The 24381-nt window shown below is 68.6% G+C and carries 24 protein-coding genes and 1 tRNA gene; 16 read left to right on the top strand and 9 right to left on the bottom strand.

Features of this window, described 5'->3' with window-relative positions:
* The first annotated feature begins 22 nt into the window (after window positions 1-22).
* Together QQA13_RS09825 and QQA13_RS09820 are read left to right on the top strand one after the other, a co-directional pair.
* Window positions 23-496, top strand: a complete 474-nt coding sequence (locus tag QQA13_RS09825; RefSeq protein ID WP_108472593.1) for a GNAT family N-acetyltransferase — start codon at window positions 23-25, stop codon at window positions 494-496.
* Between the two features lie 57 nt (window positions 497-553).
* Window positions 554-1267, top strand: coding sequence for an ion channel (locus QQA13_RS09820; protein ID WP_108472594.1), 714 nt, complete (start codon window positions 554-556; stop codon window positions 1265-1267).
* A gap of 24 nt (window positions 1268-1291) precedes the next feature.
* On the opposite strand, the gene QQA13_RS09815 is transcribed toward QQA13_RS09820, so the two are convergent.
* Both QQA13_RS09815 and QQA13_RS09810 read right to left on the bottom strand, forming a co-directional pair.
* Window positions 1292-2248, bottom strand: coding sequence for an HDOD domain-containing protein (locus tag QQA13_RS09815; RefSeq protein ID WP_286042002.1), 957 nt, complete (start codon window positions 2246-2248; stop codon window positions 1292-1294).
* A 437-nt stretch (window positions 2249-2685) separates the two neighbouring features.
* Entirely contained in the window at window positions 2686-3408 is a 723-nt protein-coding gene (locus QQA13_RS09810) for an rRNA pseudouridine synthase (RefSeq protein ID WP_108472597.1), read from the bottom strand.
* A 103-nt stretch (window positions 3409-3511) separates the two neighbouring features.
* Here QQA13_RS09810 and QQA13_RS09805 point away from each other — a divergent pair, with 103 nt between their 5' ends.
* Window positions 3512-4531: an LLM class flavin-dependent oxidoreductase gene (locus QQA13_RS09805; RefSeq protein ID WP_108472598.1), complete on the top strand. Its 1020-nt coding sequence runs from the start codon at window positions 3512-3514 to the stop codon at window positions 4529-4531.
* Between the two features lie 33 nt (window positions 4532-4564).
* Window positions 4565-5422 carry a PA4780 family RIO1-like protein kinase gene (locus QQA13_RS09800; protein WP_108472599.1) on the top strand — a complete coding sequence of 286 codons (858 nt, stop codon included), beginning with the start codon at window positions 4565-4567 and terminating at the stop codon, window positions 5420-5422.
* Window positions 5423-5527: 105 nt separating this feature from the next.
* Here the strand turns inward: QQA13_RS09800 and QQA13_RS09795 are convergent, their stop codons facing one another.
* From QQA13_RS09795 to QQA13_RS09785, 3 genes are all read right to left on the bottom strand, one after another.
* Window positions 5528-5962, bottom strand: a complete 435-nt coding sequence (locus tag QQA13_RS09795; protein ID WP_108472600.1) for an FKBP-type peptidyl-prolyl cis-trans isomerase — start codon at window positions 5960-5962, stop codon at window positions 5528-5530.
* Window positions 5963-6049: 87 nt separating this feature from the next.
* Entirely contained in the window at window positions 6050-6655 is a 606-nt protein-coding gene (locus QQA13_RS09790) for a cation transporter (protein WP_108472601.1), read from the bottom strand.
* A gap of 6 nt (window positions 6656-6661) precedes the next feature.
* A complete protein-coding gene (locus tag QQA13_RS09785) occupies window positions 6662-7219 on the bottom strand; it encodes a YaeQ family protein (RefSeq protein ID WP_108472602.1) in 558 nt (185 codons plus the stop codon).
* Between the two features lie 105 nt (window positions 7220-7324).
* On the opposite strand from QQA13_RS09785, the gene QQA13_RS09780 reads away from it, so the two are divergent.
* From QQA13_RS09780 to QQA13_RS09760, 5 genes are all read left to right on the top strand, one after another.
* On the top strand, window positions 7325-8212 hold the full coding sequence (locus tag QQA13_RS09780) for a pseudouridine synthase (RefSeq protein ID WP_108472603.1): 888 nt from the start codon (window positions 7325-7327) through the stop codon (window positions 8210-8212).
* 161 nt (window positions 8213-8373) lie between these two features.
* Window positions 8374-10377: an OPT family oligopeptide transporter gene (locus tag QQA13_RS09775; RefSeq protein WP_108472604.1), complete on the top strand. Its 2004-nt coding sequence runs from the start codon at window positions 8374-8376 to the stop codon at window positions 10375-10377.
* Between the two features lie 92 nt (window positions 10378-10469).
* The gene (locus tag QQA13_RS09770; RefSeq protein ID WP_108472656.1) at window positions 10470-10811 is read left to right on the top strand and encodes a carboxymuconolactone decarboxylase family protein; all 342 of its coding nucleotides are present in this window, start codon (window positions 10470-10472) and stop codon (window positions 10809-10811) included.
* Between the two features lie 67 nt (window positions 10812-10878).
* A complete protein-coding gene (locus QQA13_RS09765) occupies window positions 10879-11949 on the top strand; it encodes a class I SAM-dependent methyltransferase (protein WP_108472605.1) in 1071 nt (356 codons plus the stop codon).
* Entirely contained in the window at window positions 11946-12647 is a 702-nt protein-coding gene (locus tag QQA13_RS09760; protein WP_108472606.1) for a pseudouridine synthase, read from the top strand. Before QQA13_RS09765 ends, QQA13_RS09760 begins: the two co-directional genes overlap by 4 nt.
* A 6-nt stretch (window positions 12648-12653) precedes the next feature.
* On the opposite strand, the gene QQA13_RS09755 is transcribed toward QQA13_RS09760, so the two are convergent.
* The gene (locus tag QQA13_RS09755) at window positions 12654-12986 is read right to left on the bottom strand and encodes a YkgJ family cysteine cluster protein (RefSeq protein ID WP_108472607.1); all 333 of its coding nucleotides are present in this window, start codon (window positions 12984-12986) and stop codon (window positions 12654-12656) included.
* 58 nt (window positions 12987-13044) lie between these two features.
* Window positions 13045-13635 carry a DUF1415 domain-containing protein gene (locus QQA13_RS09750; RefSeq protein WP_108472608.1) on the bottom strand — a complete coding sequence of 197 codons (591 nt, stop codon included), beginning with the start codon at window positions 13633-13635 and terminating at the stop codon, window positions 13045-13047.
* A gap of 628 nt (window positions 13636-14263) precedes the next feature.
* On the opposite strand from QQA13_RS09750, the gene QQA13_RS09745 reads away from it, so the two are divergent.
* Window positions 14264-15052: a transglycosylase SLT domain-containing protein gene (locus QQA13_RS09745; protein WP_234411373.1), complete on the top strand. Its 789-nt coding sequence runs from the start codon at window positions 14264-14266 to the stop codon at window positions 15050-15052.
* A 65-nt stretch (window positions 15053-15117) separates the two neighbouring features.
* Window positions 15118-16677, top strand: coding sequence for a protein adenylyltransferase SelO (locus tag QQA13_RS09740; RefSeq protein WP_108472610.1), 1560 nt, complete (start codon window positions 15118-15120; stop codon window positions 16675-16677).
* Between the two features lie 47 nt (window positions 16678-16724).
* Here the strand turns inward: QQA13_RS09740 and QQA13_RS09735 are convergent.
* Window positions 16725-16801 (bottom strand) — tRNA-Arg (locus QQA13_RS09735).
* A gap of 303 nt (window positions 16802-17104) precedes the next feature.
* Between QQA13_RS09735 and amaB the strand changes: the two genes are divergently transcribed.
* The 5 genes from amaB to murB all read left to right on the top strand — a co-directional run bounded on the left by amaB (window position 17105) and on the right by murB (window position 22028).
* Entirely contained in the window at window positions 17105-18640 is a 1536-nt protein-coding gene (gene amaB, locus QQA13_RS09730; protein ID WP_108472657.1) for an L-piperidine-6-carboxylate dehydrogenase, read from the top strand.
* Between the two features lie 88 nt (window positions 18641-18728).
* Window positions 18729-19031, top strand: a complete 303-nt coding sequence (locus QQA13_RS09725; RefSeq protein ID WP_108472611.1) for a DUF4190 domain-containing protein — start codon at window positions 18729-18731, stop codon at window positions 19029-19031.
* Between the two features lie 7 nt (window positions 19032-19038).
* A complete protein-coding gene (locus tag QQA13_RS09720; RefSeq protein WP_108472612.1) occupies window positions 19039-19800 on the top strand; it encodes an SDR family NAD(P)-dependent oxidoreductase in 762 nt (253 codons plus the stop codon).
* Window positions 19801-19951: 151 nt separating this feature from the next.
* A complete protein-coding gene (locus QQA13_RS09715; RefSeq protein WP_108472613.1) occupies window positions 19952-20989 on the top strand; it encodes a quinone-dependent dihydroorotate dehydrogenase in 1038 nt (345 codons plus the stop codon).
* 10 nt (window positions 20990-20999) lie between these two features.
* The gene (murB, locus tag QQA13_RS09710) at window positions 21000-22028 is read left to right on the top strand and encodes a UDP-N-acetylmuramate dehydrogenase (protein WP_108472614.1); all 1029 of its coding nucleotides are present in this window, start codon (window positions 21000-21002) and stop codon (window positions 22026-22028) included.
* An 897-nt stretch (window positions 22029-22925) separates the two neighbouring features.
* Here the strand turns inward: murB and QQA13_RS09705 are convergent.
* On the bottom strand, window positions 22926-24173 hold the full coding sequence (locus tag QQA13_RS09705; RefSeq protein ID WP_108472615.1) for an MFS transporter: 1248 nt from the start codon (window positions 24171-24173) through the stop codon (window positions 22926-22928).
* Window positions 24174-24381 lie beyond the last annotated feature (208 nt).

Below are 24381 nucleotides of genomic sequence, written 5' to 3'. Positions count from 1 at the left end.
CTGTTTTTTTGTGGGAGCAGCCATGACCATCCACTATCGTCTCGCCCGTCCGCAGGATGCGCTCGCGATCGGTGCGCTGGCGCGCCGGGTGACGCGGCGCTGGATCCTGCCGTGGCAGCCGGCCAGCGCGGCCGGGCCGCTGCTGCGTGGCATGGGTGCCGGGATGATCCGGAGCAAGATCCTGGCCGGCCAGCGCTTCCACCTGGCGTGGCAGGACGACGGGCGCCTGGTCGGTGTGGCGGCGATGCGCGACGACTCGCATCTGTTCCAGTTCTTCGTCAGCACCCGCATGCACGGGCGCGGCATCGCGCGCCGGCTGTGGCAGCGCACGATGCGCGACGCGGTACGTCGCGCCGGCACGCGGCGTTTCACGCTGAAAGCCTCGGCCATGGCGGTGCCGGTGTACCTGCACTTCGGTTTCGTGCCCAGCGGGCCGCTGCTGGTCAGCGACACCGGCTTGGTCACCCAGCCGATGCACCTGGAACTGTCAGAATGAGCCGGCAGCGGGCCAGGGGGGCCCACGCACGGCAGCGATCGGCGGGAGGATGAAGGCATGCACGGCAGCGATGAAACGACGGCGACGGGAGCACTGATCCGCTTTGCCCACCTGCGCTGGCTGGTGCGGATCATCCGGCACCCTTCGGCAATCCTGCTGCTGGTGCAGCTGGGCGGCCTGCTGCTGTATCCGTTCATCGAGCACACGCGCCCGGCGCGGGCGTTGTTCGGCGCGTTCGGCGTGCTGGTGCTGGGGCTGGCGATCTCGATGGTGCGGCGTACGCGCGGGCGCGCCTGGATCAGCGCCTGCATCGCACTGCCGGCGGTGCTGCTCAACGTGCTCGACCTGACCATGAACCTGCCGCCGCTGCGGCCGTGGTGGGCCGCGCTGGAGGCCACGTTCTATTTCTACGCGGCCGGGTGCCTGATCAGCTACATGCTGGCGGACCGCCGCGCCACCACCGACGAACTGTTTGCGGCGGGCGCCACATTCACCTTGCTGGTGTGGGCGTTTACCTATGTATTCGTGCTGTGCCAGACGCTGCAGCCGGGCTGCTTCTCCGCCGCGGTCAACCCGCATGAGGCGCGCAGCTGGACCGAGCTGCTGTTCCTCAGCTTCGCGCTGCTGTCCAGCACCGGTATCGGCGATGTCATCCCGATCACCGTGCACGCCCGCGCGGTGGCCAGCCTGGAGATGTTCGCGGGGGTGATGTACGTCGCGCTGGTGGTGTCGCGTCTGATCGGGCTGACCCTGCTGCGTCGGGGCGAGTGACGGGGCGGCGTGGCCGCGGGTTGCTCACGTCGCGGGAAAGTTGCGCTGCAGGTCCTGCCGGCAACGCGCCACCAGGTTCGGCGCAAAGACCGCGGGCCAGCCCTGGCTGAGATCCGGGTCGTCGTCGAGTCGTTCGTGCTCGGCCAGCAACTGGGCCATCGCCAGCAGGTCGGCCACCGACAGGGCGTTGCCCAGCGGCGAGGCTGCCGGCGTCGCCGGGGCCTGGCGTTCTGTCAACGCGTCGATCACGCGCGGGGGCAGTTCCCAGTGCTGCGCAAGCTGCAGCGAAAGCCGCGCGGCGAGCCCGGCGCAACCGGCGAGAAAGCCGGGCGAGGGCGGCTCGGCTTTCTCGCCGGCGGGTTTCATTTTGCCCAGCAGGCGGACCACGGCGCTGTCACCGGCGTGGCAGACGATTCCCGCCAGATAGGCTTCGAAGGCGTCGCAGCCGCTGTTCCTGCCGAGCCAGGCGCAGGCATGCGCACAACGCTCGGCGTGATGCCACAGGCGTTCGCCGGCGGCATGGCCGAACGCGCCGGCATGGGCCTGCAGGATGGGCTTCATCACGTGCTGGGTGAGTACCCGGCGCAGGCCGTCCTGGCCCAGCAGCACCACCGCCTGCTGCAGGCTGGTGATCGGCTGCGCGGCGCGGTAATGCACGCTGCCGGTGACGCGCATGATTTCGCCGACCATCAGGGGATCGCGGCCGATCAGCTTGGCCAGTTCGCCGCCGCCGGCCTTGTCGTTCCTCAGGGCGCGCAGCAGTTGCGGCAACACCGTCGGCAGGCGCGGCAGGCTGTGCATGTCGAAGCGGGCGCCGAGCAGTTCCAGCCGCCTGAGCGTGGCCAGCTCGGATGTGCTGGGCGCGCTCGCATCGCTGTCGGGAAGGTCGAGTACGAAGCGCTGGAAACGATCCTCGATTTCCGCCAGCGGCACGGCCGATCGAACGGCTGGCGTGATCGGGGGTGCGTGCGTGGTCGTCACGGCGGTTGGCCGCGTGCGGTGCGCTGGCGCTGGCTGTCGGCCACGAAAAAAGCGCCGCCACATATTCCCCATGTTCCGTGCCCTCATCCCCGCGTGCCGACTCCCGGGCAGCCCGCCTCAGGCTATCGGCAGCAGGCGGGGAAAGTTTAGCCAGGGCGGGCGAGGCGGCCGGCCAGCGCATCGCGGAGCGGGCCGCCGTGCCCCGGGGTGGCTGTCGCGCCGCGGCGCGCGAGGGTCCGGGCCTACTTGTTCTTCTTCTTTTCCTGCTTGGCGGCCTTCTTTTCCTTCATGGTCTTGGCCGGCTTTTTCTTCTCGTTCTTCTTCGAGTCCATACCCTTGCTCATGCTGTTCTCCGTGGTGTGGTTGGATGGCGGTGACGCACAGGCAAGTCTAAGCGGTTCCGCCGGCCAAGGCACAAGGCAGCCGGCGGCCCCGGGTCAGATGCGTTCGTGCGGAGCGAGGTAGCGCCATTGCCCCGGCGGCAGTTTCGCCAGCGGGATGCGGCCCACGCGCAGGCATTTCATCGCCAGCACCTTCAGGCCGACCGCGTTGCACATCGGCTCGATCCGACTCGGCTGCAATACCTTGAACGCGAAGCGCAGGCGTTGCTCACTCTGCCAGCTGACCTTGATCGGCGGCATCGCGTAGTGGTTGAAGTGCATGCCGTGGTTGAGCAGGGCCAGTCCGTTCGGGATCAATGCACCGCTGACCTCGACCACGTACTCCTGCTCGATCCGCTCGATGTCCTCGCCGAGCTTGCGGGTGACGCGCCAGTCCTGGGTGAAGACCAGCAGGCCGCTGGCCTGGGTCGGCAGCGCCAACGGCGTGGTGAGCCGCTGCAGGTGGCGTCTTAGTGGGCGCACGCCGGAATTGTCGTCGGGCCAGCGTGTCTGCGGAGTGACCAGTGCGCTGGCCGGGTTCGGGCCGTTGCCGGCGTCGTAGCCAGGCGGCTTGTGCAGGATCAGGGTGGCCGGTTCAGCGGGTGCCAGTTCGGCCTGCGGGTCGAGTTCGACGTGCTGCGTGTCGACCATGAACTGCGGTTCCTCCACCACGACGCCATCCACCCGCACCCAGCCGCCCTCGATGTACTGCTCGGCCTCGCGCCGCGAGCACCGGGTCAGCGCGACGACGCGTTTGGCGAGGCGGACGGGTTCGCTCATCGGGATGCCATGGGACAAGGGTGGGCCATTGTAGGCGCAGGCACCGGTGGCAATCCGCGCGGCAGCCCCCACATCGTGGCCATCCACTTGGCGAGAGCCCGACATGATCCCGTTTTCCATCCTCGACCTGGCGCCGGTCACCGAAGGCAGTGACGCCAGCCAGGCGTTCCGCAACACGCTGGACCTGGCCCGGCTCGCCGAGCGGCTGGGCTACCGTCGCTACTGGCTGGCCGAGCATCACAACATGCCCGGCATCGCCAGCGCGGCGACGGCGGTGCTGATCGGCCACGTGGCCGGCGGCACCTCGACCATCCGCGTCGGCGCTGGCGGCATCATGCTGCCGAACCACGCGCCGCTGCAGGTGGCCGAGGCGTTCGGCACGCTGGCCTCGCTGTATCCGGGGCGCATCGACCTGGGCCTGGGCCGCGCGCCCGGCACGGACCAGCCCACCGCGAAGGCGTTGCGCCGCTACTTCGACAGCGCCGATGCCTTCCCGCAGGACGTGCTGGAGCTGCTCGGCTATTTCGAGCCGGCCCGGCCCGGCCGGCCAGTGCGCGCCGTACCGGGCGCCGGTGTCGAGGTGCCGGTGTGGCTGCTCGGCTCCAGCCTGTTCAGCGCGAAGCTGTCGGCGCAACTCGGCCTGCCGTTCGCGTTCGCCTCGCATTTCGCGCCGGACGCGATGGACGAGGCGCTGGCGCTGTACCGGCGCGACTTCCGCCCGTCGGCGCGGCTGCAGCAGCCGTACGCGATGCTGGGCCTGAACGTGGTCGCGGCCGACAGCGATGCCGAGGCGCGGCGCCTGTTCACCACCCAGCAGCAGAGTTTCATCAACCTGCGCCGCGGCCGGCCGGGGCTGATCCCGCCGCCGATCGACGATATCGAGTCGTACTGGGCGCCGCCGGAGAAGCTGATGGTGGAGCGCGCGCTGGCCTGCGCGGTGGTCGGCGACGCCGGCACGGTGAAGGATGGCATCGAGGCGTTCATCGCCAGGCACCGGCCGGACGAGCTGCTGCTCACCGCCAACGTGTTCGAGCACGCCGCGCGGCGGTATTCGTTCGAGCTCGCGGCAGCCGCGCGCGATCGGCTTGGCGCCGGCCGCGAACCGGTCGCCGATCGGGGATAATGGCGTGTTCCCCATGAGCGAAGCCCCCCACGCATGAAAACCCCCAAGGGCCTGCAGGACCTGATCGACGAAGGCGTGATCGATCAGGTGCTGCGGCCGCTGAAAAGCGGCAAGGAAGCATCCGTCTACGTCGTGCGTTCGGGCGAGGACGTCCGCTGCGCCAAGGTCTACAAGGACATGGCGCAGCGCAGTTTCCAGGCGCGCGTGCAGTACCAGGAGGGCCGCAAGGTGCGCGGCAGCCGGCAGGCACGGGCGATGGGCAAGGCCACCAAGTTCGGCCGCAAGGAGGCCGAGGCGGCGTGGAAGAATGCCGAGGTCGACGCGCTGTACCAGCTCACCGCCGCTGGCGTGCGCGTGCCGAAACCCTACGGCTACTTCAGCGGCGTGCTGGTGATGGAGCTGGTCACCGATGCGGACGGCCATTCGGCACCGCGGCTGGGCGAGGTGGAGCTGTCGGCCGACACCGCGCGCGAGTATCACCGGTTCCTGATGCAGCAGGTCGCACGCATGCTGTGCGTGGGGCTGATCCACGGCGACCTGTCCGAATACAACGTGCTGGTCGGGCCGCACGGTCCGGTGATCATCGACTTGCCGCAGGCGGTCAGCGCCTCGGGCAACAACAATGCGCGCACCATGCTGCGTCGCGACGTGGGCAACATCACGATCAGCCTGTCGCGCTTCGCGCCGGAGCTGCTGGACACCCACTACGGCGAGGAGATGTGGGCGCTGTACGAACTGGGCGAACTGCACCCGGACAGCGAGCTCAGCGGCCGTTTCGAGTTCGACGAAAGCATCGTCGACGTGGACAGCGTGATGCAGTCGATCATCGACGCACGCGAGGAAGCGATCATCCGCCAGCAGGGGCGCGAGGCAGCGGCACAGGAAGACTGAGCGATTCCGGGGCAGGTCGGAGTTCGCTGCGCTCCCCCAACTTGCATACCCCCGGCCCGTGCAGGAGCCCGCGAGCGGGCTCCTGCACGCGGTACGGGAAGTGGCTCAATGCGTGCTGACGTCGACCAGTTCCACGTCGAACACCAGCGAGGCGTTCGGCGGGATGTCGGCGCCGGCGCCGCGGGCGCCGTAGCCGAGCGCGGCGGGGATCAGCAGCGTGCGCTTGCCGCCCACGCGCATGCCGGCCACGCCCTGGTCCCAGCCGTCGATCACCCGGCCCGCGCCCAGCGTGAAGTTGAACGGCGCGCCATGATCGAGCGAGCTGTCAAACTTGGCGCCGTGCTTGTCCTTCGCGTTTTCGTCGTACAGCCAGCCGGTATAGTGCACCAGCACGTCCATGCCGGCTTTCGCCTCGGCGCCGGTGCCGACCTTCTGGTCGATCACGGTGAGCTTCTCCACCTGTCCGCTGGCGTGCGCCGGCGGAGGCGTGCTGCAGGCGGCGAGGGCGAACACGGTGAGCAGGGGCAGCAACCAGCGCATGAGATGACTCCGTGGGAGTGATGTAGCCGAATCGGCGATTATCCGGTAAACCGGCCGCGGCGTCCCGCGCCATGAGCCGGCGAGGGTTCACGCGCGTGGGACGGCCGCCTCGCGATGTTCGCTGCGTGCGGTCTGCCAGACCTCGCGCGCCGCATCGGCGTTCATCAGCATGATGCCGGCGCCGACGACCATGTCGGGCCATGCGGCATGCGTCACCGCGGTGGCGGCGCCGGCGATGATGATGGCGATGTTCGCGAACACGTCGTTGCGTGCCGACAGGAAGGCAGCGCGGGTCAGGCTGCCGCTGTGGTGGCGGAACCGCACCAGCAGCATGGCGCAGCTGAAGTTGATGAGCATCGCGCCAAGGCCGGTGGCCGTCAGCGGCAGCGGTGCTGGCGGGGCGGGCAACTGGAACTTGCTCCACAGCGCCCAGAGCGTGGCAAGTGCGGGCACCAGCAGGATGGCGGCCAGCCCCATGCCCATGCGCGCCCTGGCCTTCAGGCTCCAGCCGAGTGCGATCAGGATGAGCAGGTTGACCGAGGCGTCTTCCAGGAAGTCGACGCTGTCGGCAAACAGCGAGACCGAGCCGATCGCCAGCGCCACCGCAAACTCGATGCCGAAGTAGCTCAGGTTGAGCAGCGCCACGATGGCCACGACGCGGCGCAGCGATTTATCCGTGGCGTTCGCCGGCATGATCGTTCAGCCCACGGTTTCGGTGGGCGCCATGCGCCGCAGCGGATCGACGGCGACCGCGTCGGCGTCGTTCATCAGCTGCAGCTGGCCGTCCTGCACCAGCGCCTGCAGGCGCATGCCACGCTGCAGCAGTGCAACCAGTTCGGTCACGGTGCGGGCAGGGATGTCGAGCACGGTGAGGTTCCTGTTGCGGCTGAGCGCGGCGCCGGTCTTGTTCCACCAGATCTCCGCGGTGTTGCCGCCGTAGCTGATCACCACCACCTGGCGCGAGCGGCCGCAGGCCTTGCGGATGCGCGTCTCGTCGGGCTGGCCGACTTCGATCCACAGCTCGATCTCGTCGGTGTACGCCTTGCGCCACAGCGCCGGTTCGTCCTCGTCGCTGATGCCCTTGCCGAACTCCAGTCGCTCGTCGGCATAAAGCGCGAACGCGAGCAGGCGCACCATCAGCCGCTCCTCGGTCTCGGACGGATGCCGCGCCAGGGTCAGCGCATGGGTGGCGTAGTAATGCCGGTCCATGTCGCTGACCTGCAGTTCGACCTTGTAGATGGTGGAGTTGAGTGCCATGGACCCGCCTTCAGACAACAAGCCGGCCATTCTACGCGCACGTGCCGCGCGGCTGCTCCGACCGAAGGGCGGCGGCTTGGCCGGACGCCGTACACTGGCCGCGTCATGAACCGAGCCACTGCAGCGTTCAGCCGCGATCCGCGCGCCAGCACCGTGCACCTGCCGCCAGGTGCCTGGGCCACCGTGCTCGACGGATTGTGCGCGCAGTTCGGCGCGATCGATCGCGCGCAATGGCTGGACCGCATCGCGCGCGGGCGTGTGCTGGACGGGCAGGGCGTCGCGATCACGCCGCAGACGCCGTATCGCCCGGGCATGCGTATCCATTATTACCGCGAGGTGGCGGACGAGCGGCCGATTCCGTTCGTCGAAACCGTGCTGCATGCGGACGCGCACCTGGTGGTGGCCGACAAGCCGCACTTCCTGCCGGTGACCCCGGCCGGCGGCTTCGTCGAGCAGACCTTGTTGCGGCGATTGATCCGCCGGCTCGACAACCCGCACCTGGTGCCGCTGCACCGGATCGATCGTGCCACCGCCGGGCTGGTGCTGTTCTCGGCGAACCCGGCCAGCCGCGCGACCTACCAGGCGCTGTTCCGCGAGCGCCGGATCGACAAGCGCTACGAGGCACTGGCGCCGGCGTTGCCCGGAATGGCGTTTCCGCTGCGACGCTGCTCGCGCATCGTCGCCGGCGATCCGTTCTTCCGCATGCGTGAAGTGGAGGGCGAGCCGAACAGCGAGACGCGGATCGAGGTGCTTGAGCACGGCGGCGAAGTCTGGCGCTATGCGCTGTTCCCGGTGACGGGAAAGAAGCATCAGCTGCGCCTGCACATGGCGGCACTGGGCGCGCCGATCATCGGCGACACCCTGTATCCGGTGCTGGCCGAACCGGCCGCCGATGACTACCTGCGCCCGCTGAAATTGCTGGCGCAGGGACTGGGGTTCGTCGATCCGCTGTCCGGGCAGCCACGGCACTTCGAGAGCCTGCTGGCGCTGTGATCCCGCGGCAACGCGTGGCGGGCAGCGTCCGCTCTGCGAAGCGGTGATCGCACGCGGGCGCGAGGGCATGGCCCGCCGGTTCTTTTCATGCGGCCGGGTAACCAAACATGGCCATTCCACGCTATCTTCCACCGCAGCATCCATCCGGGGGAGAGCCATTCGTGAGTGAAAAACCTTTGTCCAGCGCGACACCGCGCACCGAATTGACCGTACGCGGCCTGATCATCGGCATCGTGATCACCCTGGTGTTCACCGCGGCGAACGTGTTCTTCGGCCTCAAGGCCGGCCTGACCTTCGCCACCTCGATCCCGGCGGCGGTGATCTCGATGGCGATCCTGCGCGGGTTCAAGAACTCCACGATGCAGGAGAACAACATCGTGCAGACGGTCGCCTCGTCGGCCGGCACGCTGTCGGCGATCATCTTCGTGTTGCCCGGCCTGGTGATGGTCGGCTGGTGGACCGGCTTTCCGTTCTGGGTGACGTTCGGCATCTGCGCCACCGGCGGCATCCTCGGCGTGATGTACACGATCCCGCTGCGCCGTGCGCTGGTGACCGATTCCGACCTGCCGTATCCGGAAGGCGTGGCCTGCGCCGAGGTGCTGAAGGTCGGCGGCGGCGATGACGCCGCCGCGGCGTCGGAGGAAAGCAGCAAGTCCGGACTGCTGGCGGTCGCCGCCGGCACCATCGTTTCGGCGCTGTTCGCGATCGTGGTGGCGACCAAGGTGTTCGCCAGCGACGTGGCACAGTATTTCCACATCGGCGACCGCGGCGGTGCCAGCGGCTACGATTTCAGCCTGTCGTTCGCCTTGCTGGCGGTGGGCCACCTGGTCGGCCTGTGGGTGGGTCTGGCGATGCTGCTGGGCGCGTTGATCGCCTGGGGCTGGGCGGTACCGCACTACACGATGCTGGCGGCAGCGACCGGTGCGGCGGCCGACGTGGCGCAGGCGGCATGGAGCACCAAGGTGCGTTTCCTCGGCGCCGGTACGATCGGCGTGGCGGCGATCTGGACGCTGGCCAAGCTGGTCAAGCCGGTGATCAGCGGACTTTCCTCGGCGATGGCCTCGTCGCGGGCGCGCAAGGCAGGGCAGGGCGATGCGCTGCCGCGTACCGAGCACGACATGCCGATCGGTATCGTCGGCCTGATCAGCCTGCTCTGCCTGCTGCCGATCGGCTGGCTGCTGGGCGACTTCAGCATCACCACCGGGCTGGGTTCGGACCTGTGGCTGCTGGTGATCGGCGGCCTGGCTTTCGTGGTGATCATGGGCTTCCTGGTCTCCGCAGTGTGCGGCTACATGGCCGGCCTGATCGGCTCGTCCAACAGCCCGTTGTCGGGCGTGGGCATCCTGGTGGTGATCATCGCCGCGTTGCTGCTGCTGGTGGCCGGCGTGAAGTCGGAGCTGGCCGGCGACGCCGGCAAGGGGCTGGTGGCGTTCGCGCTGTTCGCCACCTCGGTGGTATTCGCGGTGGCGACCATCGCCAACAACAACCTGCAGGACCTGAAGACCGGCCAGCTGGTCGACGCCACGCCGTGGAAACAGCAGGTGGCGCTGGTGGTCGGCGTGCTGGTCGGCGCGGCGGTGATCCCGCCGGTGCTGGACCTGCTGAACGAGGCCTACGGTTTTGCCGGCATGCCCGGGGTCGACCCGGCGCGTGCACTGGCCGCGCCGCAGGCGGGGCTGATCTCGGCGCTGGCGCAGGGCGTGATCCAGGGCAATATCGACTGGAGCCTGATCATCCTGGGCGGCGCGATCGGCGTGGCGCTGATCGTGCTGGATGCCGTCCTTGGCCGCACCACCAAGTCGGCTGCGCTGCCGCCGCTGGCGGTGGGCCTGGGCATCTACCTGCCCACCTCGACCACGCTGATGATCGTGGTCGGCGCCGTCGTCGGCTGGTATTTCGACAGGCGCGCCGAGCGCGGTCCGAAGCCCGAGTCGACCAAGCAACTGGGTGTGCTGCTGGCCTCCGGCATGATCGTGGGCGAGAGCATCATCGGCGTTGTCATCGCGGCGATCGTGGTGTTCTCCGGCAAGAGTGCACCGCTGGCGCTGGTCGGTGGCGGCTTCGCTACTGCCGCGATCTGGATCGGCGGCATCGCCTTCGTCGCGGTCAACGTCGCGCTGTACCGCTGGGTGGCCCGGCTGGGGCGCACGCCAGCGACCGTTTGAGTGATTTGACGGAAATTTGCCCCCGCCGTGGCGCACCATCGCACCACGGCGGGGGCAGGTCGTCCAGCCGCCACGACAACGAGGTGACCACCATGTTGGGTTGGCTGCAATACCGCAAGGAACTGCTGGGCCGCATCGGCGAAGTCGGCAAGCTCAGCCCGGACACGCTGCGGGGCTACCAGGTCCTGACCGGAGCCGGCGAGAAAACCGGCCACCTGGACGCGAAGACCCGCGAGCTGATCGGGCTGGCGGTGGCGGTGACCACCCGCTGCGACGGCTGCATCACGGTGCACGTGGGCGAGGCGCTGAAACACGGCGCGACCCGCGAGGAGATCGCCGAAGCACTGGGCGTGGCGGTTGCGCTCAACGCCGGTGCGGCGCTGGTGTTTTCCGCCCGCGTGATGGATGCGGTGCACGAGCACAGCGGCAGCTGAACCCGTCGGCCAGCTCCGGCCCGCCGCCACGTACAATGCCGCCACTGTTCGAGGTGGAGGGGATGACGTGACTGCTGGCGGATTTTCCGCGGCCGCGCCGGATGCGGCGCTGGCCGCGCTGTTCGTGCCGTTCGAAGCGGGCGAGTTGCGTATGCCGGCGGACGGCCGCGTGTTGTTCCTGCGCGCCCGCGCCGGGCTGAGCCTGCGCCAGAGGGCGCAACCCGGCTGGTTGTGCGAGCAGGGTTTCCTGCCGTTCGCCGATGAACTGGGCCGCCACGGCCTGCGCGTGGGCGAAGCGGCGGCCGATGAAAAATTTCCGCTGGTGCTGCTGTTGCCGTCGCGCCAGCGCGACGAGGCACGCGCGCTGTTCGCCCGCGCGTTGCGGCAGCTGGCGCCGGGCGGCACGGTGCTGGCCGCGATGCCGAATGCCGAAGGCGCCAAGTCGGGCGAGGCGGACCTGGCGAAACTTTCCGGCGCCGTGCAGCACCTGTCCAAGCACAAGTGCCGCGCGTTCTGGAGCACGCCGCAGCCAGCCGACGTCGACCAGGACCTGCTGGCCGCATGGCTGGCACTGGATGAACCGCGTAGCATCGCCGACGGCTACCTCAGCCGCCCCGGCCTGTTCGCCTGGGATCGCATCGACCCCGCCTCGGCGCTGCTGGCGGAACACCTGCCGGCAGACCTGCACGGTCGCGTGGCCGACCTCGGTGCCGGCTACGGCTATCTGTCCACGCAGGTCGTCGCGCGTTGCCCGCGGGTCGAGGCGATCGACCTGTACGAAGCCGAGGCGCGCGCGCTGGAACCGGCACGGCTCAACCTGGCACGGGCGCAGCGCGAGTGCGCGCGCGAGCTGGCCGTGACGGTCTACTGGCACGACGTCACCCGTGGCCTGGCACAGCGCTACGACGCCATCGTCAGCAACCCGCCGTTCCACCAGGGGCGCGCCGACCTGCCGGAACTGGGCCGCGCGTTCATCGTCAGCGCGGCCGAGGCGCTGCTGCCGGATGGCCGGCTGCTGCTGGTGGCGAACCGGCACCTGCCATACGAGGCCGTGCTGGCCTCGCGTTTCCATGAAGTGCGCACGCTGGTCGTGCAGGAAGGATTCAAGGTGATCGAAGCAGTCGGGGTGCGCGGATGAAACTGGTCAAGCTCATTGCGAACCTGGGCTACGGCAGCCGCAAGGACGTGACCCAGCTGTTCCGCTCCGGGCGCATCACCGATGCGAACGGCGAAGTGCTGTACGCCGACGACGTGGTGCCGTACGAGACCATCCGCGTCGACGACGAGCCGCTCGATCCGCCGCCCGGGCTCACCCTGATGATGAACAAGCCGCTCGGCGTCACCTGCTCGCGCAAGGACCCGGGTCGCGTGGTGTATGACCTGTTGCCGCCGCGCTACAACGTGCGTTCGCCGGCCCTGTCCAGCGTGGGCCGGCTCGACCGCGACACCTCCGGCCTGCTGCTGTTCACCGACGACGGCGCACTGCTGCACCGGATCATCTCGCCAAAAGCGCAGGTGACCAAGGTCTACGAAGCCACCCTGGCGCAGGACCTGCGCGGCGACGAGGGCGAGCTGTTCGCCAGCGGCAGCCTGCTGCTGGAGTCGGAAACCGAGCCGCTGGCGCCGGCTGCGCTGGAGGTGCTGGGTCCGCGGCATGCCCGGCTCGGCGTCAGCGAAGGCCGTTACCACCAGGTACGCCGCATGTTCGCCGCCGTCGGCAATCATGTGGAGACGCTGCAGCGGGTGTCGGTCGGCGGGCTGGTGCTGGGGGACCTGCCGCCAGGCGAATGGCGTGCGCTCGATGCCGCCGAAGTCGCGCTGATCTTCGCCGTGTAAGCGCTACTACAGAACGTGCACTGCGGTGGGAATCGCGTTGCCGAACCACTTGTGCCGCTCGTCGCGGCAGCTCGGGCTGCCCATCGCGAACTTGCGGCAGATGGCGGGGCGGTCTTCGTAGATGGTGCAGCGGAAGGTGTTCGGGTCGACTGCGGCGCACCAGCCGTCCTCGCCCTTGGCCAGGGTTTCCATGCCGTATTCGTCGCGGGCGACCAGCCAGGCCGGCACGCGGTCTTCCGGCATCAGCACTACGGTGAGGCGGCAGCACACGGCTTCGCAGGTATTGCAGTGCACGCCGGGGTCGACGCTTTCTGCGTAGGGGTCGGGGATATTTTTCACTCGTCAGTGTGACAGCTTCGCCCGGCGCGAATGTGAACTTCCGGTGGGATTGCCGTGTTCAATCCGTGCCGTCGCGCCACAACGCCTGCCAGCCATCGACGCCCAGCCGTTGCAGCGTCTCGATGTTGCGCCGGTAGATGGCGTCGGTGTCGCTCATCTGTTCCATCGCACGCTCGATGCTGGATTCGCGCAACAGATGCAGCGTGGGGTACGGCGAGCGGTTGCTGAAGTTCTCGACATCGTCCGGTGCGGTGTCGGCGAACTGATAGCGGGGATGAAAGCCAGCCACCTGCCATTCGCCTTCCAGCCCCAGCGTCTGTACGGCGGCGTCGGCCACGTCGAGGAAGTCGTTGTAGTCGAGGAAGTCGTCGAGCACGAACGGGTGGATCAGCAGGCCGGTCTCGCATTCCTCCGGCGTCAGCGCGTTGAGCGACTGCAGCTCGCCGCAGAGGTCATCGAGCAGCGCGTCGGCATCGCGTGCATGGCTCACCCGCATGCGCAGCTTGCCCTGCACGTGCGGCGCGCGGGCGAACGGGCACAGGTTCAGCCCGATCACCGCGCGCTCCAGCCAGCGGGTGGTGGCGGCGAGGTAGGGGGCATCCTCGGGCAGCGCGTCGGCGTTGAGCTCGTTGGCGGGCGTCGGGTTCATGCGGTTTTCGCAGGTGGCGGCAGCCGACTATAGCGGCTGGCCGTCGCAGCGGCCCGGGCATGCCGTATCGATGGCCGTGCGGGACGCCTTGCCGCCGGATACGGCAACTGGCTCCGCAAACCTGATTTAATGGCGAACCCCGGCGCCGGAAACTGGCTGTGCCCGCGCCCTTGAACAGGATTCCCTCGTGGATGGTTCCACCCCGACGACCGCAGATACCTTGCACGGCGAGAGCCGCGGGTACGCCGGGGTCGATGGCGTGCATCCGCCGGCGGACCCCATGACGGTGCGCAACATCCCGCGCGATCCGGCCCGCGTATACCTGATGGCTCCGGCGTGCTGGAAATCCGGCGGTTCGTCGGCACGCCATCGCCCCGTCGCCCCGCTGGTCGTGATGCCGGCACCTGCCCGGTGGATTCGCTCACGGGCCGTGCCTGACCGGTTGTCGGCGCGGGCGCCGCGGCCGGCAGCGGAACGCTGGCTGCTGCCACCCACATGGCCGCTGGATGGATGGCAGGCGACCGCAGCCGCCCGCTTGCGCCGCCTCGTCGACGCGCGCATCGCACCGTGGACACGGTGGCCGGGATGGGCGAATACGTCTTGGCACCGGCTTGCGGCAGGCGTCGTCATGGGCGCCATCGCGAGTGCTGCCCTCGTGCTGTTGCGCCCTGGCGTGCCGCACTTCGGCGCGGGATCAACAACGGCCAGTGCCATGGCTGCCACGCCGGCATCGGCCACGTCTGCACTGCTCTCGGCGACCACACCGGTGCCGGTGCTGTCGATGGCCACCGCGGCTCCGGCAAGCGCGGCAACGGTGGCGTCGGCAATCCGCTCCGTGCAGGCCGAAACTCGTCGCCAGCTGCTGTCCGGGGCCAGCACGATGGACCTGATGATGCCGATCGACGAACCCGACCTGGACATCACGTCCCGGCACAGCCTGTGGTCGCAGGTCGGCAAGGCCGCCGGCGTCGATCCGCTGCTGCTCTACAGCGTCGCCCTGGTGGAGTCGAAGGCGTTGTACCCGGACGGCAAGGTCGCGCCCACGCCCTGGCTGTTCCGCGTCAACGATCATCTGGTGCGCGGCGAGCGCCATGACGTGCAACTGGCGATGGCGGCGGCGAGCCAGTTCGGTTCGGCGGTGCAGGACGTCGGCATCATGCAGGTCTACTACCCGATGCACCGCGACGCGGTGCGCGATCCGCTGACCCTGCTGAATCCGCGCACCAACATCACCGTGGCCGCGAAAATCCTGCGCGACGGCATGCACCAGACCCGCGACCGCGTGCTCGGCGTGGGCTACTACCACAGCCACACGCCGAGCCTGGCCAGGGATTACGGCACCGCCGTATTGACCGTCTACCAGCGGCTGCAGGCGATCCATCGCCCGGCGCACGGCGGGCAGGCCGTGGCGCGCTAGCCGCGGCGCGGCCTTGCATAGGGCCATCGGCGCCCGGATATAGGCTGCAGCCCCGAGGTGCCCTGATGTTTGATCTTCGTTTCGACAATGCGTTCGTGCGCGAGCTGCCCGGCGATGCGGAGCAGGGCGCGCGGCGGCGCCAGGTGGACGGCGCGCTGTACTCGCGGGTCGATCCCACGCCGGTGGCGGCGCCGCGCCTGCTGGCGCATTCGGCGGAGATGGCAGCGGCGCTGGGTTTCAGTGCAGCGGACGTCGCCGCACCCGCGTTCGCGCAGGTGTTCGGCGGCAATGCGCTGCTCGAGGGCATGCAGCCGTACGCGGCGAACTACGGCGGTCACCAGTTCGGCCACTGGGCCGGGCAGCTCGGCGACGGCCGCGCGATCTCGCTGGGCGAAGTCGTCAACGCCGCCGACGAGCGCTGGGAACTGCAATTGAAAGGTGCGGGGCTGACGCCGTATTCGCGCGGCGCAGACGGCCGCGCGGTGCTGCGTTCCTCGGTGCGCGAGTTCCTGTGCAGCGAGGCGATGCACCACCTGGGCGTGCCGACCACACGCGCGCTGAGCCTGGTCGGCACCGGCGAAACGGTGGTGCGCGACATGTTCTACGACGGCCACGCCGCGCCGGAACCCGGCGCGATCGTCTGCCGCGCGGCGCCCTCGTTCATCCGCTTCGGCAATTTCGAGCTGCCCACGTCGCGCGGCGATATCGTGCTGCTGCGGCAGCTGGTCGAGTTCACCATCCGCCGCGATTTTCCGGAACTGGAAGGCAGCGGCGAGGCGCTGTACGCGGCGTGGTTCCGGCAGGTGTGCGAGCGCACCGCCACGATGATGGCGCACTGGATGCGCGTGGGCTTCGTGCACGGGGTGATGAACACCGACAACATGTCGATCCTCGGCCTCACCATCGACTACGGCCCGTACGGCTGGGTCGACAACTACGATCCGGAGTGGACGCCGAACACCACCGATGCGCAGCGGCGCCGCTACCGCTACGGCCAGCAGCCGAACGTGGCGTGGTGGAACCTGAGCTGCCTGGCCGGTGCGCTGGCGCCGCTGTTTGACGGCGTCGAACGGCTGGAAGCCGGGCTGCAGCATTACGCCGCCACCTATGCCGCCGCCGACCGCGCGAACATTGCCGCCAAGCTGGGCGTGGCTGAATGCCGCGACGACGACGTGGCGCTGATGCAGTCGCTGCAGGGATTGATGCAGCAGGCCGAGATCGACATGACGCTGTGGTTCCGCGCGCTGGGTGAGTTCGGCATGCAGTCGCCCTCGCTGGCGCTGTTCGGCGAGGCGTTCTACGACGAGGCGAAACGGCGCGAGGCCGAGCCGGCGCTCGGCGACTGGCTGGCCCGCTACGCGGCGCGGCTGGCCGACGATCCGCTGTCGCCGGCGCAGCGCCGCGAGCGCATGCGCCTGGCCAACCCGCGCTACGTGCTGCGCAACTACCTGGCGCAACAGGCGATCGATCGTGCGGAGCAGGGCGATACCAGCGGTATCGCTGAATTGCTCGACGTGCTGCGCCATCCGTACGACGACCAGCCCGGCCGCGAGGCGTTCGCGCAGAAGCGTCCGGACTGGGCGCGGCACAAGGCTGGTTGCTCGATGCTGTCGTGCAGCTCCTGAGCCGGAAAGCACGAAGGCCGGCATGGCCGGCCCTCGCGTTGCGGAACTGGTGCCCTCGAGACGATTCGAACGTCCGACCTGCCCCTTAGGAGGGGGCCGCTCTATCCAACTGAGCTACGAGGGCAGCGGCGGGATTTTCGCATGGATCGCATGGCGGCGCGATCCGTCACTTCGCCGTCCGTCGGCAAGCAAGGGGCGAAACATCACTCCCTCCCCTGCTTGCAGGGGAGGGCTGGGGAGGGGTTGGCTCTTGATCTTTTCGCAAGCCCGGCGCTACCCCCTCCAACCTCCCCCTGCAAGCAGGGGGAGGAGCACAGCATCTGCCTCCTGTTCGCAGGGGAGGGAGCAAGGCGGCCAGCCTGTTAGAATGGGCAATTACCGATTTCACCCACGGCGCCCGCGGGCGCCGCACGTCCAGGAGACCTCCATGTCCCATGCAATCCTCAGCGCGCTCGGCCTCGACGGCGAGCAGTCCGGCAGCTACCTCGGCCAGGGCGAGTGGTCGAAGACCACCGACGCCGGCGCGCTGCAGCCGGTGAACCCGGCCTCCGGCGACGTGCTCGGCACCGTGCATGCGTCCAGCGCCGCCGATTACGAGGTGATCGTCCAGCGCGCGCAGGCCGCGTTCAAGGTATGGCGCAGCACCCCGGCGCCGCAGCGTGGCGAAGCGGTGCGCCTGTGCGGCGAGGCGTTGCGCAAGCACAAGGACGCGCTCGGTTCGCTGGTCGCGCTGGAGATGGGCAAGATCAAGCCCGAGGGCGACGGCGAAGTGCAGGAGATGATCGACATCGCCGACTTCGCGGTGGGCCAGAGCCGCATGATGTACGGCGCCACCATGCATTCGGAGCGCCCCGGCCACCGCATGTACGACCAGTACCACCCGCTGGGCCTGGTCGGCATCATCAGCGCGTTCAACTTCCCGGTCGCGGTGTGGGCGTGGAACGCCATGCTGGCCACCATTGCCGGCGACATCTGCATCTGGAAGCCGTCGCCGAAGACGCCGCTGTCGGCGATCGCCACCATGAAGATCTGCAACGAGGCGCTGAAGGCCGGCGGTTTCCCCGACCTGTTCTTCCTGTTCAACGACGCCGGCAGCGACCTGGCGCAGGCCTTCGTCGACGACAAGCGCATCGCGCTGATCAGCTTCACCGGCTCGACCAAGGTCGGCCGCATGGTCGGCGAGCGCGTGGCGCGGCGCATGGGCCGCTCGCTGCTGGAACTGGGCGGCAACAACGCGATCATCCTCGATGAAACCGCCGACCTGAAGCTGGCGATCCCGGGCATCGTGTTCGGCGCGGTCGGCACCGCCGGCCAGCGCTGCACCACCACGCGCCGGCTGTTCGTGCACGAGTCGATCTTCGACGGCGTGGTCGATACGCTGGTCAAGGCGTACCACCAGGTCGAGGGCAAGATCGGCGATCCCACCCTGGCCACCACGCTGATGGGCCCGCTCAACAGCCAGGAAGCGGTGCAGGGTTACCTGAAGGCCGTGGAGAACGCCAAGGCCGCTGGCGGCACCGTGCGCACCGGCGGCAAGGCGCTGACCGAGCGCAAGGGCAACTTCGTGCTGCCGACCATCGTCACCGGCGTGAAGAACTCCGACGACGTGGTGCAGACCGAAACGTTCGCGCCGATCCTCTACGTGATGCCGTTCAAGACGCTGGACGAAGCCATCGACATGCAGAACGACGTGCCGCAGGGCCTGTCCTCGTCGATCTTCACCAACAACCTGCGCGCGGGCGAGCAGTTCCTGTCGGCGGCGGGTTCGGATTGCGGCATCGCCAACGTCAACATCGGCACCTCGGGTGCGGAGATCGGCGGCGCGTTCGGCGGCGAGAAGGAAACCGGCGGCGGCCGCGAATCCGGTTCCGATGCATGGAAGGTCTACATGCGCCGGCAGACCAACACCATCAACTACTCCGACGCGCTGCCGCTGGCGCAGGGCATCAAGTTCACGGTGTAATCGCGTAACCGGTCGCGGGCGGTGCGCCGCCCGTGACCGTTCGATGCATGACGGCGCTGTTCCACTTCCTAGACGAGTGAGCGACCCGATGAGCTATCAACCGTCCTATCGACCGGGCACCACCACCAATTCGCTGGCGGTGGTGAGCCTGGTCTTCGGCATTCTGGCCTGGTGCGTGCTGCCGTTCATCGGCGCGATCGTGGCGATCATCTGCGGCCACCTGGCGCGTGGCGAGATCCGCCGCAGTCCGCCCGACAACCGCCTCGAAGGCGATGGCATGGCCGTGGCTGGTCTGGTGCTGGGCTACGCGCAGCTGGTGCTGTGTGTGCTGGGCGTGTTCGTGCTGATCGCGGTGCTGGTGTTCGGCTTCGCGTTCGCGGGCTGGCACTGATGCTCGCATGACGGCGGCCTTCGATTTCTCCGGGTATCGCGTCGTCGTCGCCGGCGGCAGCCGCGGTATCGGTCGCAGCATCGCGCTGGGCTTCGCCGAAGCCGGCGCGGCTGTCTCGATCTGCGCACGCGGCGCCACGGCGCTGGAGGAAACCCGCCAGGCGCTGGCGGCGCACGGCGTACCGGCACATGCGCAGAGCTGCGACCTGGCCGACGCCGACGCTATTACCAACTGGGTGGCGGACGCCGCCGCGGCGCTCGGCGGCATCGACGTGCTGGTCAACAATGCCAGCGGCTATGGCTTCGACGAACGCGACGAGAGCTGGCTGGCCGGCTTCAACGTGGACCTGATGGCCGCGGTGCGCGCCTCGCGCGCGGCGCTGCCGCATCTGGCCTCGTCGGCGCATGGCTGCATCCTGCACACCAGCTCGATCGCCGCGTTCCGTCCGCGTGCGAACGGCGCGGCGTATGCGGCGGTGAAGGCGGCGCTGAGCCAGTACACCACCTCGCAGGCGCTGGCGCTGGCGCCGCAGCGCATCCGCGTCAACGCGATCGCGCCCGGCTCGATCGCGTTTGCCGATGGCCTGTGGGATCGCCGCCGGCAGGAACAGCCGGAGCTCTACCGCGCCACCCTGGCGAAAATTCCGTTCGGTCGCTTCGGCAAGCCGGAAGAGATCGCGCACGCTGCGCTGTTCCTGGCCTCGCCGTGGGCCGGCTGGATCACCGGCCACACCCTGGTGGTCGATGGCGGGCAGATGCTCCATGGCTGAGCGGCACGCCACCCCCTGGCTCCACGCTGGCGCATTCGTGCGCCGTACCCGCAACGTGCGCCCGCGCCGGTGGCTCGACGGCGCTGGCAGAAGCGGTGTGGCACCCTTCGATCACCTCGCCCGCATCTGCGCGGGCCAACCGGTCTGATCCATGTACGACACCCTGCGCCCGCTGCTGTTCAAGCTCGATGCCGAGACCGCGCATCGCGCCACCCTGTACGCGCTGGGCGTGGCCCAGCGCAGCGGGTTTGCCCACTGGATCGCCAAGCCGCCGGCGGACCTGCCGACCAAGGCGTTCGGCATCACCTTCCCGAACCCGGTCGGGCTGGCCGCCGGCCTGGACAAGAACGCCGAACACCTGGACGCGCTCGATGCGCTGGGCTTCGGCTTCATCGAGGTCGGCACGGTGACGCCGAAGCCGCAGCCGGGCAACGACCGGCCGCGCCTGTTCCGGCTGCCGCGGCACGAGGCGATCATCAACCGCATGGGCTTCAACAACGACGGCGTCGATGCGCTGGTGCGCAACGTGCAGCAGTCCAGCTACCACGGCGTGCTCGGCATCAACATCGGCAAGAACAAGGACACGCCGAACGAGAAGGCGGTCAGCGACTACCTGCTGTGCCTCACCCGCGTGTACGAGCTGGCCAGCTACGTCACGGTGAACATCTCCTCGCCGAACACCCAGGGCCTGCGCGACCTGCAGCAGGAAGCCACGCTGCGCCGCTTCATCTCGGTGCTGCGCGAGGCGCAGGAGCGGCTCGGTTCGCAGCATGGCCGGCGCAAGCCGATGCTGCTGAAGATTGCGCCCGACCTTGCCGAGGCGGAACTGGATTCGATCGCCGAGGTGCTGCTGCGCACCGGCATCGACGGCGTGATCTGCACCAACACCACCATCGACCATGCAGCGGTGGCGGACGACCCGCGCGGCAGCGAAGCCGGTGGGCTGTCCGGCAAGCCGCTGTTCGACCGTTCCACCGCGGTGCTGGCCGGCATGCACCGGCGGCTGCAGGGCCGTATCCCACTGATCGGCGTGGGCGGCATCGTGGACGGCAGCGATGCCGCCGAGAAGATGGAGCTGGGCGCCTCGCTGGTGCAGTTGTACTCGGGCCTGATCTACCGCGGGCCAACCCTGGTCGCCGAATGCGTCGACGAGATCCGTCGCCAGCGCGGGAACGCCGATGTCGACTGAACGCGTGGACATGGGCGGCTACACGCTCATCGAGCATGCCCCGCTGGCGAACCGCAACACCCTGCGCGTCGATGCGCGGGCAACGCTGCTGGCAGAAATTCGCGACGCCAGCAAACTGCCCCAACTGCTCGACTTCCCCGCCGTGCGCCACAGCCGCCTGCTGGTGCTGGGCGAGGGTAGCAACCTGCTGTTCACCGGCGACTTCGACGGCACCGTGCTGGCGATGGAAACCCGCGGCGTGCAGGTGGAAAGTGACGGCGACAGCGCCCGTATCGCGGTGGCCGCCGGCGAGCGCTGGGACGACTTCGTGCGCTGGACCCTGGGCCAGGGCTACGCCGGCCTGGAGAATCTCATCCTGATCCCCGGCACGGTCGGCGCTGCGCCAATCCAGAACATCGGCGCCTACGGCAGCGAAGTAGCCGAGTTCGTCGAAAGCGTGGAAGCGTGGGATACCCGCGAGCACCGCGTGGTGACGCTGGACCACGCCACCTGTGCCTTCGCCTACCGCGACTCGCTGTTCAAGCACGAACCCGGCCGCTACATCGTCACCGCCGTGCGCTTCATGCTGCCGCGCAGCCGTCCGCTGCGCACCGACTACGCCGGCATCAGCGAGGAACTGGCGCGGATGGGCGTGGACAAACCCGCACCGTTCCACGTCGCCGAGGCGGTGGTACGCCTGCGCACGCGCAAGCTGCCCGACCCGGCGGTGATCGGCAACGCCGGCAGCTTCTTCAAGAACCCGATCGTCGACGCCGCGCTGGCCGACGCACTGAAGCGGGAGCATCCCGGCCTCGCTGCCTGGCCGCAACCCGACGGCCGCTGCAAGGTGTCCGCCGCGTGGATGATCGAGGCTGCCGGCTTCAAGGGCGTGCGCGAGGGCGATGCCGGCATTTCCAGCCGGCATGCACTGGTGCTGGTCAACCACGGCCACGCCACCGGCCCGCAGTTGTGGGCGCTGGCGCAGCGGGTGATGCACGGTGTGCGCGACAGGTTTGGCGTGCAGCTGGAGCCGGAGCCGGTGGTGATCGGCGCGCGCTGAGTTTTTGGGGCGCACTCCGTGCGCGATGCTCTTGCTTCACTCAGGGCCGAGAGTTTCGGAGGCAAGGGCTTTCGTCTGCCTGCGCACCCCCCGTCATGCCTGCGAAGGCCGTCATGCCCGCGAAGGCGGGTACCGCCCTCCCTCCACCTCGTCATGCCTGCGAAGGCAGGCATCGCACTTCGCCCGGCGATTAATACCCTTGTAGGAGCGCGCGCGATGCTTTCGCTTGTGCGCCGGCATTTCAGAGCAAGGGCTTTCGTCTGCCTTCGGCAGCCGAGTTACTTTCTCTTTGCGTGGCCAAAGAGAAAGTAACCAAAGAGAAAGGCCACCCCGCTTGGCGCTTGTTGGGCATCCTGCCCAACAAGTCCGTGAGTCGGGGCCGGGCTTTTCGAGCGGGCATCCTGCCCGCGCGAAAAGGCGAGTCCATCCATGGACTCGCCCGCTGCGCGGCCTGTCGACCCCGCCTCACCGCCGCGCAAGGGACCCCGGGTAGAGCAGCGGGCCATCGTGGCCCGCACTCGGTGATAAAGCTGAAAAGCAACGGCCGAAGCCACACCATAGCGTCGTTTTGCCGTGGCTGTGGTCTGGCTCTTCTAAAGAGTGCGCGCAGGATGCGCGCTGCTCTACCGGGGTCCCCTCTGCAGCGGCGGGCGGGCGAAGGAAAGCCCGCAGGGTGGTTCGCAGGGATGCGAACCAGTTTGTCGTCAGGGCAGGATGCCCTGTCGACAAACCCCGTAGCCCGGCCGCGAACTTTCCGGGCAGGATGCCCGGAAAGCGCGGAAGCGGGGTGCCCCTCTCTTTGGTTACTTTCTCTCGGGCAAGCGAGAGAAAGTGACTCGCCCTCCGAAGGAGGACGAAAGCTCTTGCTCTGATAGTGGCAAAGAAGCCAAAGCTACGCTACGCGCGAACCCGCTTCTCGATATCCGGCAAAAACACCGTAATCAACCCCATCAACGGCAGGTACGCGCACAACCGGTAGACATACTCGATGCCATGCGTGTCGGCCAGGCCGCCGAGCACGGCGGCGCCGATGCCGCCCATGCCGAAGGCGAAGCCGAAGAACAGGCCCGAGATCATGCCCACGCGGCCGGGGATCAGTTCCTGCGCGTAGACCAGGATCGCCGAGAACGCCGAGGCCAGGATCAGGCCGATCACCACGGTCAGCACGCCGGTCCACATCAGGTTCACGTGGGGCAGCAGCAGGGTGAACGGCGCGACGCCGAGAATGGAGACCCAGATCACCCACTTGCGCCCGATGCGGTCGCCGACCGGGCCGCCGATCAGCGAGCCGGCGGCCACCGCGAACAGGAACACGAACAGGTGCACCTGCGCGCTCTGCACCGACACGCCGAACTTGTGGATCAGGTAGAACGTGTAATAGCTGCTGAGGCTGGCCAGGTAGAAATACTTGGAGAAGATCAGCAGGCCGAGGATCGCCAGCGCCGCGATGATCTGCCGGCGCGACAGCGCGAGTATCTCGAAATGCCCGGCCATGGCCTTGCGACGGACGGCATGATGCCGGCTGTACCAGCGCCCCACCTGCAACAGCACCACGATCGCCAGCAGCGCCGCCAGCGAGAACCACGCCACGCTGCCGCGCCCGTGCGGCACGATGATCCACGCGGCCAGCAGCGGCCCCAGCGACGAGCCGGTATTGCCGCCGACCTGGAACAGCGACTGCGCCAGCCCATGCCGACCGCCGGAGGCCATCCGCGCCACGCGCGAGGACTCGGGATGGAACACCGACGAGCCGGTGCCGACCAGCGCCGCGGCGAGCAGCAGCACGGGAAAGCTCGGCGCGGTGGCCAGCAGCAACAGGCCGCACAGGGTGAAGCCCATGCCCACCGGCAACGAGTACGGCATCGGCCGCCGATCCGTCACCATGCCCACCACGGGTTGCAGCAGCGAGGCGGTGAGCTGGAAGGTCAGCGTGATCAGGCCGACCTGGGCGAAGCTGAGCTGGAAGTCGTTCTTCAGGATCGGGTAGATCGCCAGGATCAGCGACTGGATCATGTCGTTGAGCATGTGCGCGAAGCTGATCCCGCCGAGCACCGCAAACTGGGTGTGCTCCGCGGCCGGAGCGGTATCGGTGGACGGCGTGAGGGCGACAGGGGACAGCGGAGCGGTCTCGACGCGAGTCTGCATGGGTGTTTTGGCGGGGTAGGGCGGGGCGGGGAGCTCCCACGATAAGGCAAATGGTGGCAAGCCCGCATGTGCCAACGTATGCAGCGGAGCGGCGCAAGGAGCGGCGGGCAGTGCCCGCCCTACGAAGCCGGCTGTGGTAGGGCGGGCACTGCCCGCCGGGCTGCGCGGTACCCTGGACATCCCCCCCGCAGAGCCCGTCGTTGTCATC

Origin of the sequence: Rhodanobacter thiooxydans, assembly GCF_030291135.1 — a bacterium.
Lineage (GTDB): Bacteria > Pseudomonadota > Gammaproteobacteria > Xanthomonadales > Rhodanobacteraceae > Rhodanobacter > Rhodanobacter thiooxydans_A.
The sequence above is the reverse complement of the archived record's forward strand: the minus strand, read 5'-3'. Positions and strand labels throughout refer to the sequence as shown.

Coding starts and splice junctions, on each gene's coding strand:
- QQA13_RS09825 (WP_108472593.1), top strand. CDS start 23: ATGACCATCCACTATCGTCTCGCCCGTCCGCAGGATGCGCTCGCGATC.
- QQA13_RS09820 (WP_108472594.1), top strand. CDS start 554: ATGCACGGCAGCGATGAAACGACGGCGACGGGAGCACTGATCCGCTTT.
- QQA13_RS09810 (WP_108472597.1), bottom strand. CDS start 3,408: ATGAGCGAACCCGTCCGCCTCGCCAAACGCGTCGTCGCGCTGACCCGG.
- QQA13_RS09805 (WP_108472598.1), top strand. CDS start 3,512: ATGATCCCGTTTTCCATCCTCGACCTGGCGCCGGTCACCGAAGGCAGT.
- QQA13_RS09800 (WP_108472599.1), top strand. CDS start 4,565: ATGAAAACCCCCAAGGGCCTGCAGGACCTGATCGACGAAGGCGTGATC.
- QQA13_RS09795 (WP_108472600.1), bottom strand. CDS start 5,962: ATGCGCTGGTTGCTGCCCCTGCTCACCGTGTTCGCCCTCGCCGCCTGC.
- QQA13_RS09790 (WP_108472601.1), bottom strand. CDS start 6,655: ATGCCGGCGAACGCCACGGATAAATCGCTGCGCCGCGTCGTGGCCATC.
- QQA13_RS09785 (WP_108472602.1), bottom strand. CDS start 7,219: ATGGCACTCAACTCCACCATCTACAAGGTCGAACTGCAGGTCAGCGAC.
- QQA13_RS09780 (WP_108472603.1), top strand. CDS start 7,325: ATGAACCGAGCCACTGCAGCGTTCAGCCGCGATCCGCGCGCCAGCACC.
- QQA13_RS09770 (WP_108472656.1), top strand. CDS start 10,470: ATGTTGGGTTGGCTGCAATACCGCAAGGAACTGCTGGGCCGCATCGGC.
- QQA13_RS09760 (WP_108472606.1), top strand. CDS start 11,946: ATGAAACTGGTCAAGCTCATTGCGAACCTGGGCTACGGCAGCCGCAAG.
- QQA13_RS09750 (WP_108472608.1), bottom strand. CDS start 13,635: ATGAACCCGACGCCCGCCAACGAGCTCAACGCCGACGCGCTGCCCGAG.
- QQA13_RS09745 (WP_234411373.1), top strand. CDS start 14,264: ATGGGCGCCATCGCGAGTGCTGCCCTCGTGCTGTTGCGCCCTGGCGTG.
- QQA13_RS09740 (WP_108472610.1), top strand. CDS start 15,118: ATGTTTGATCTTCGTTTCGACAATGCGTTCGTGCGCGAGCTGCCCGGC.
- amaB (WP_108472657.1), top strand. CDS start 17,105: ATGTCCCATGCAATCCTCAGCGCGCTCGGCCTCGACGGCGAGCAGTCC.
- QQA13_RS09725 (WP_108472611.1), top strand. CDS start 18,729: ATGAGCTATCAACCGTCCTATCGACCGGGCACCACCACCAATTCGCTG.
- QQA13_RS09720 (WP_108472612.1), top strand. CDS start 19,039: ATGACGGCGGCCTTCGATTTCTCCGGGTATCGCGTCGTCGTCGCCGGC.
- QQA13_RS09715 (WP_108472613.1), top strand. CDS start 19,952: ATGTACGACACCCTGCGCCCGCTGCTGTTCAAGCTCGATGCCGAGACC.
- murB (WP_108472614.1), top strand. CDS start 21,000: ATGGGCGGCTACACGCTCATCGAGCATGCCCCGCTGGCGAACCGCAAC.
- QQA13_RS09705 (WP_108472615.1), bottom strand. CDS start 24,173: ATGCAGACTCGCGTCGAGACCGCTCCGCTGTCCCCTGTCGCCCTCACG.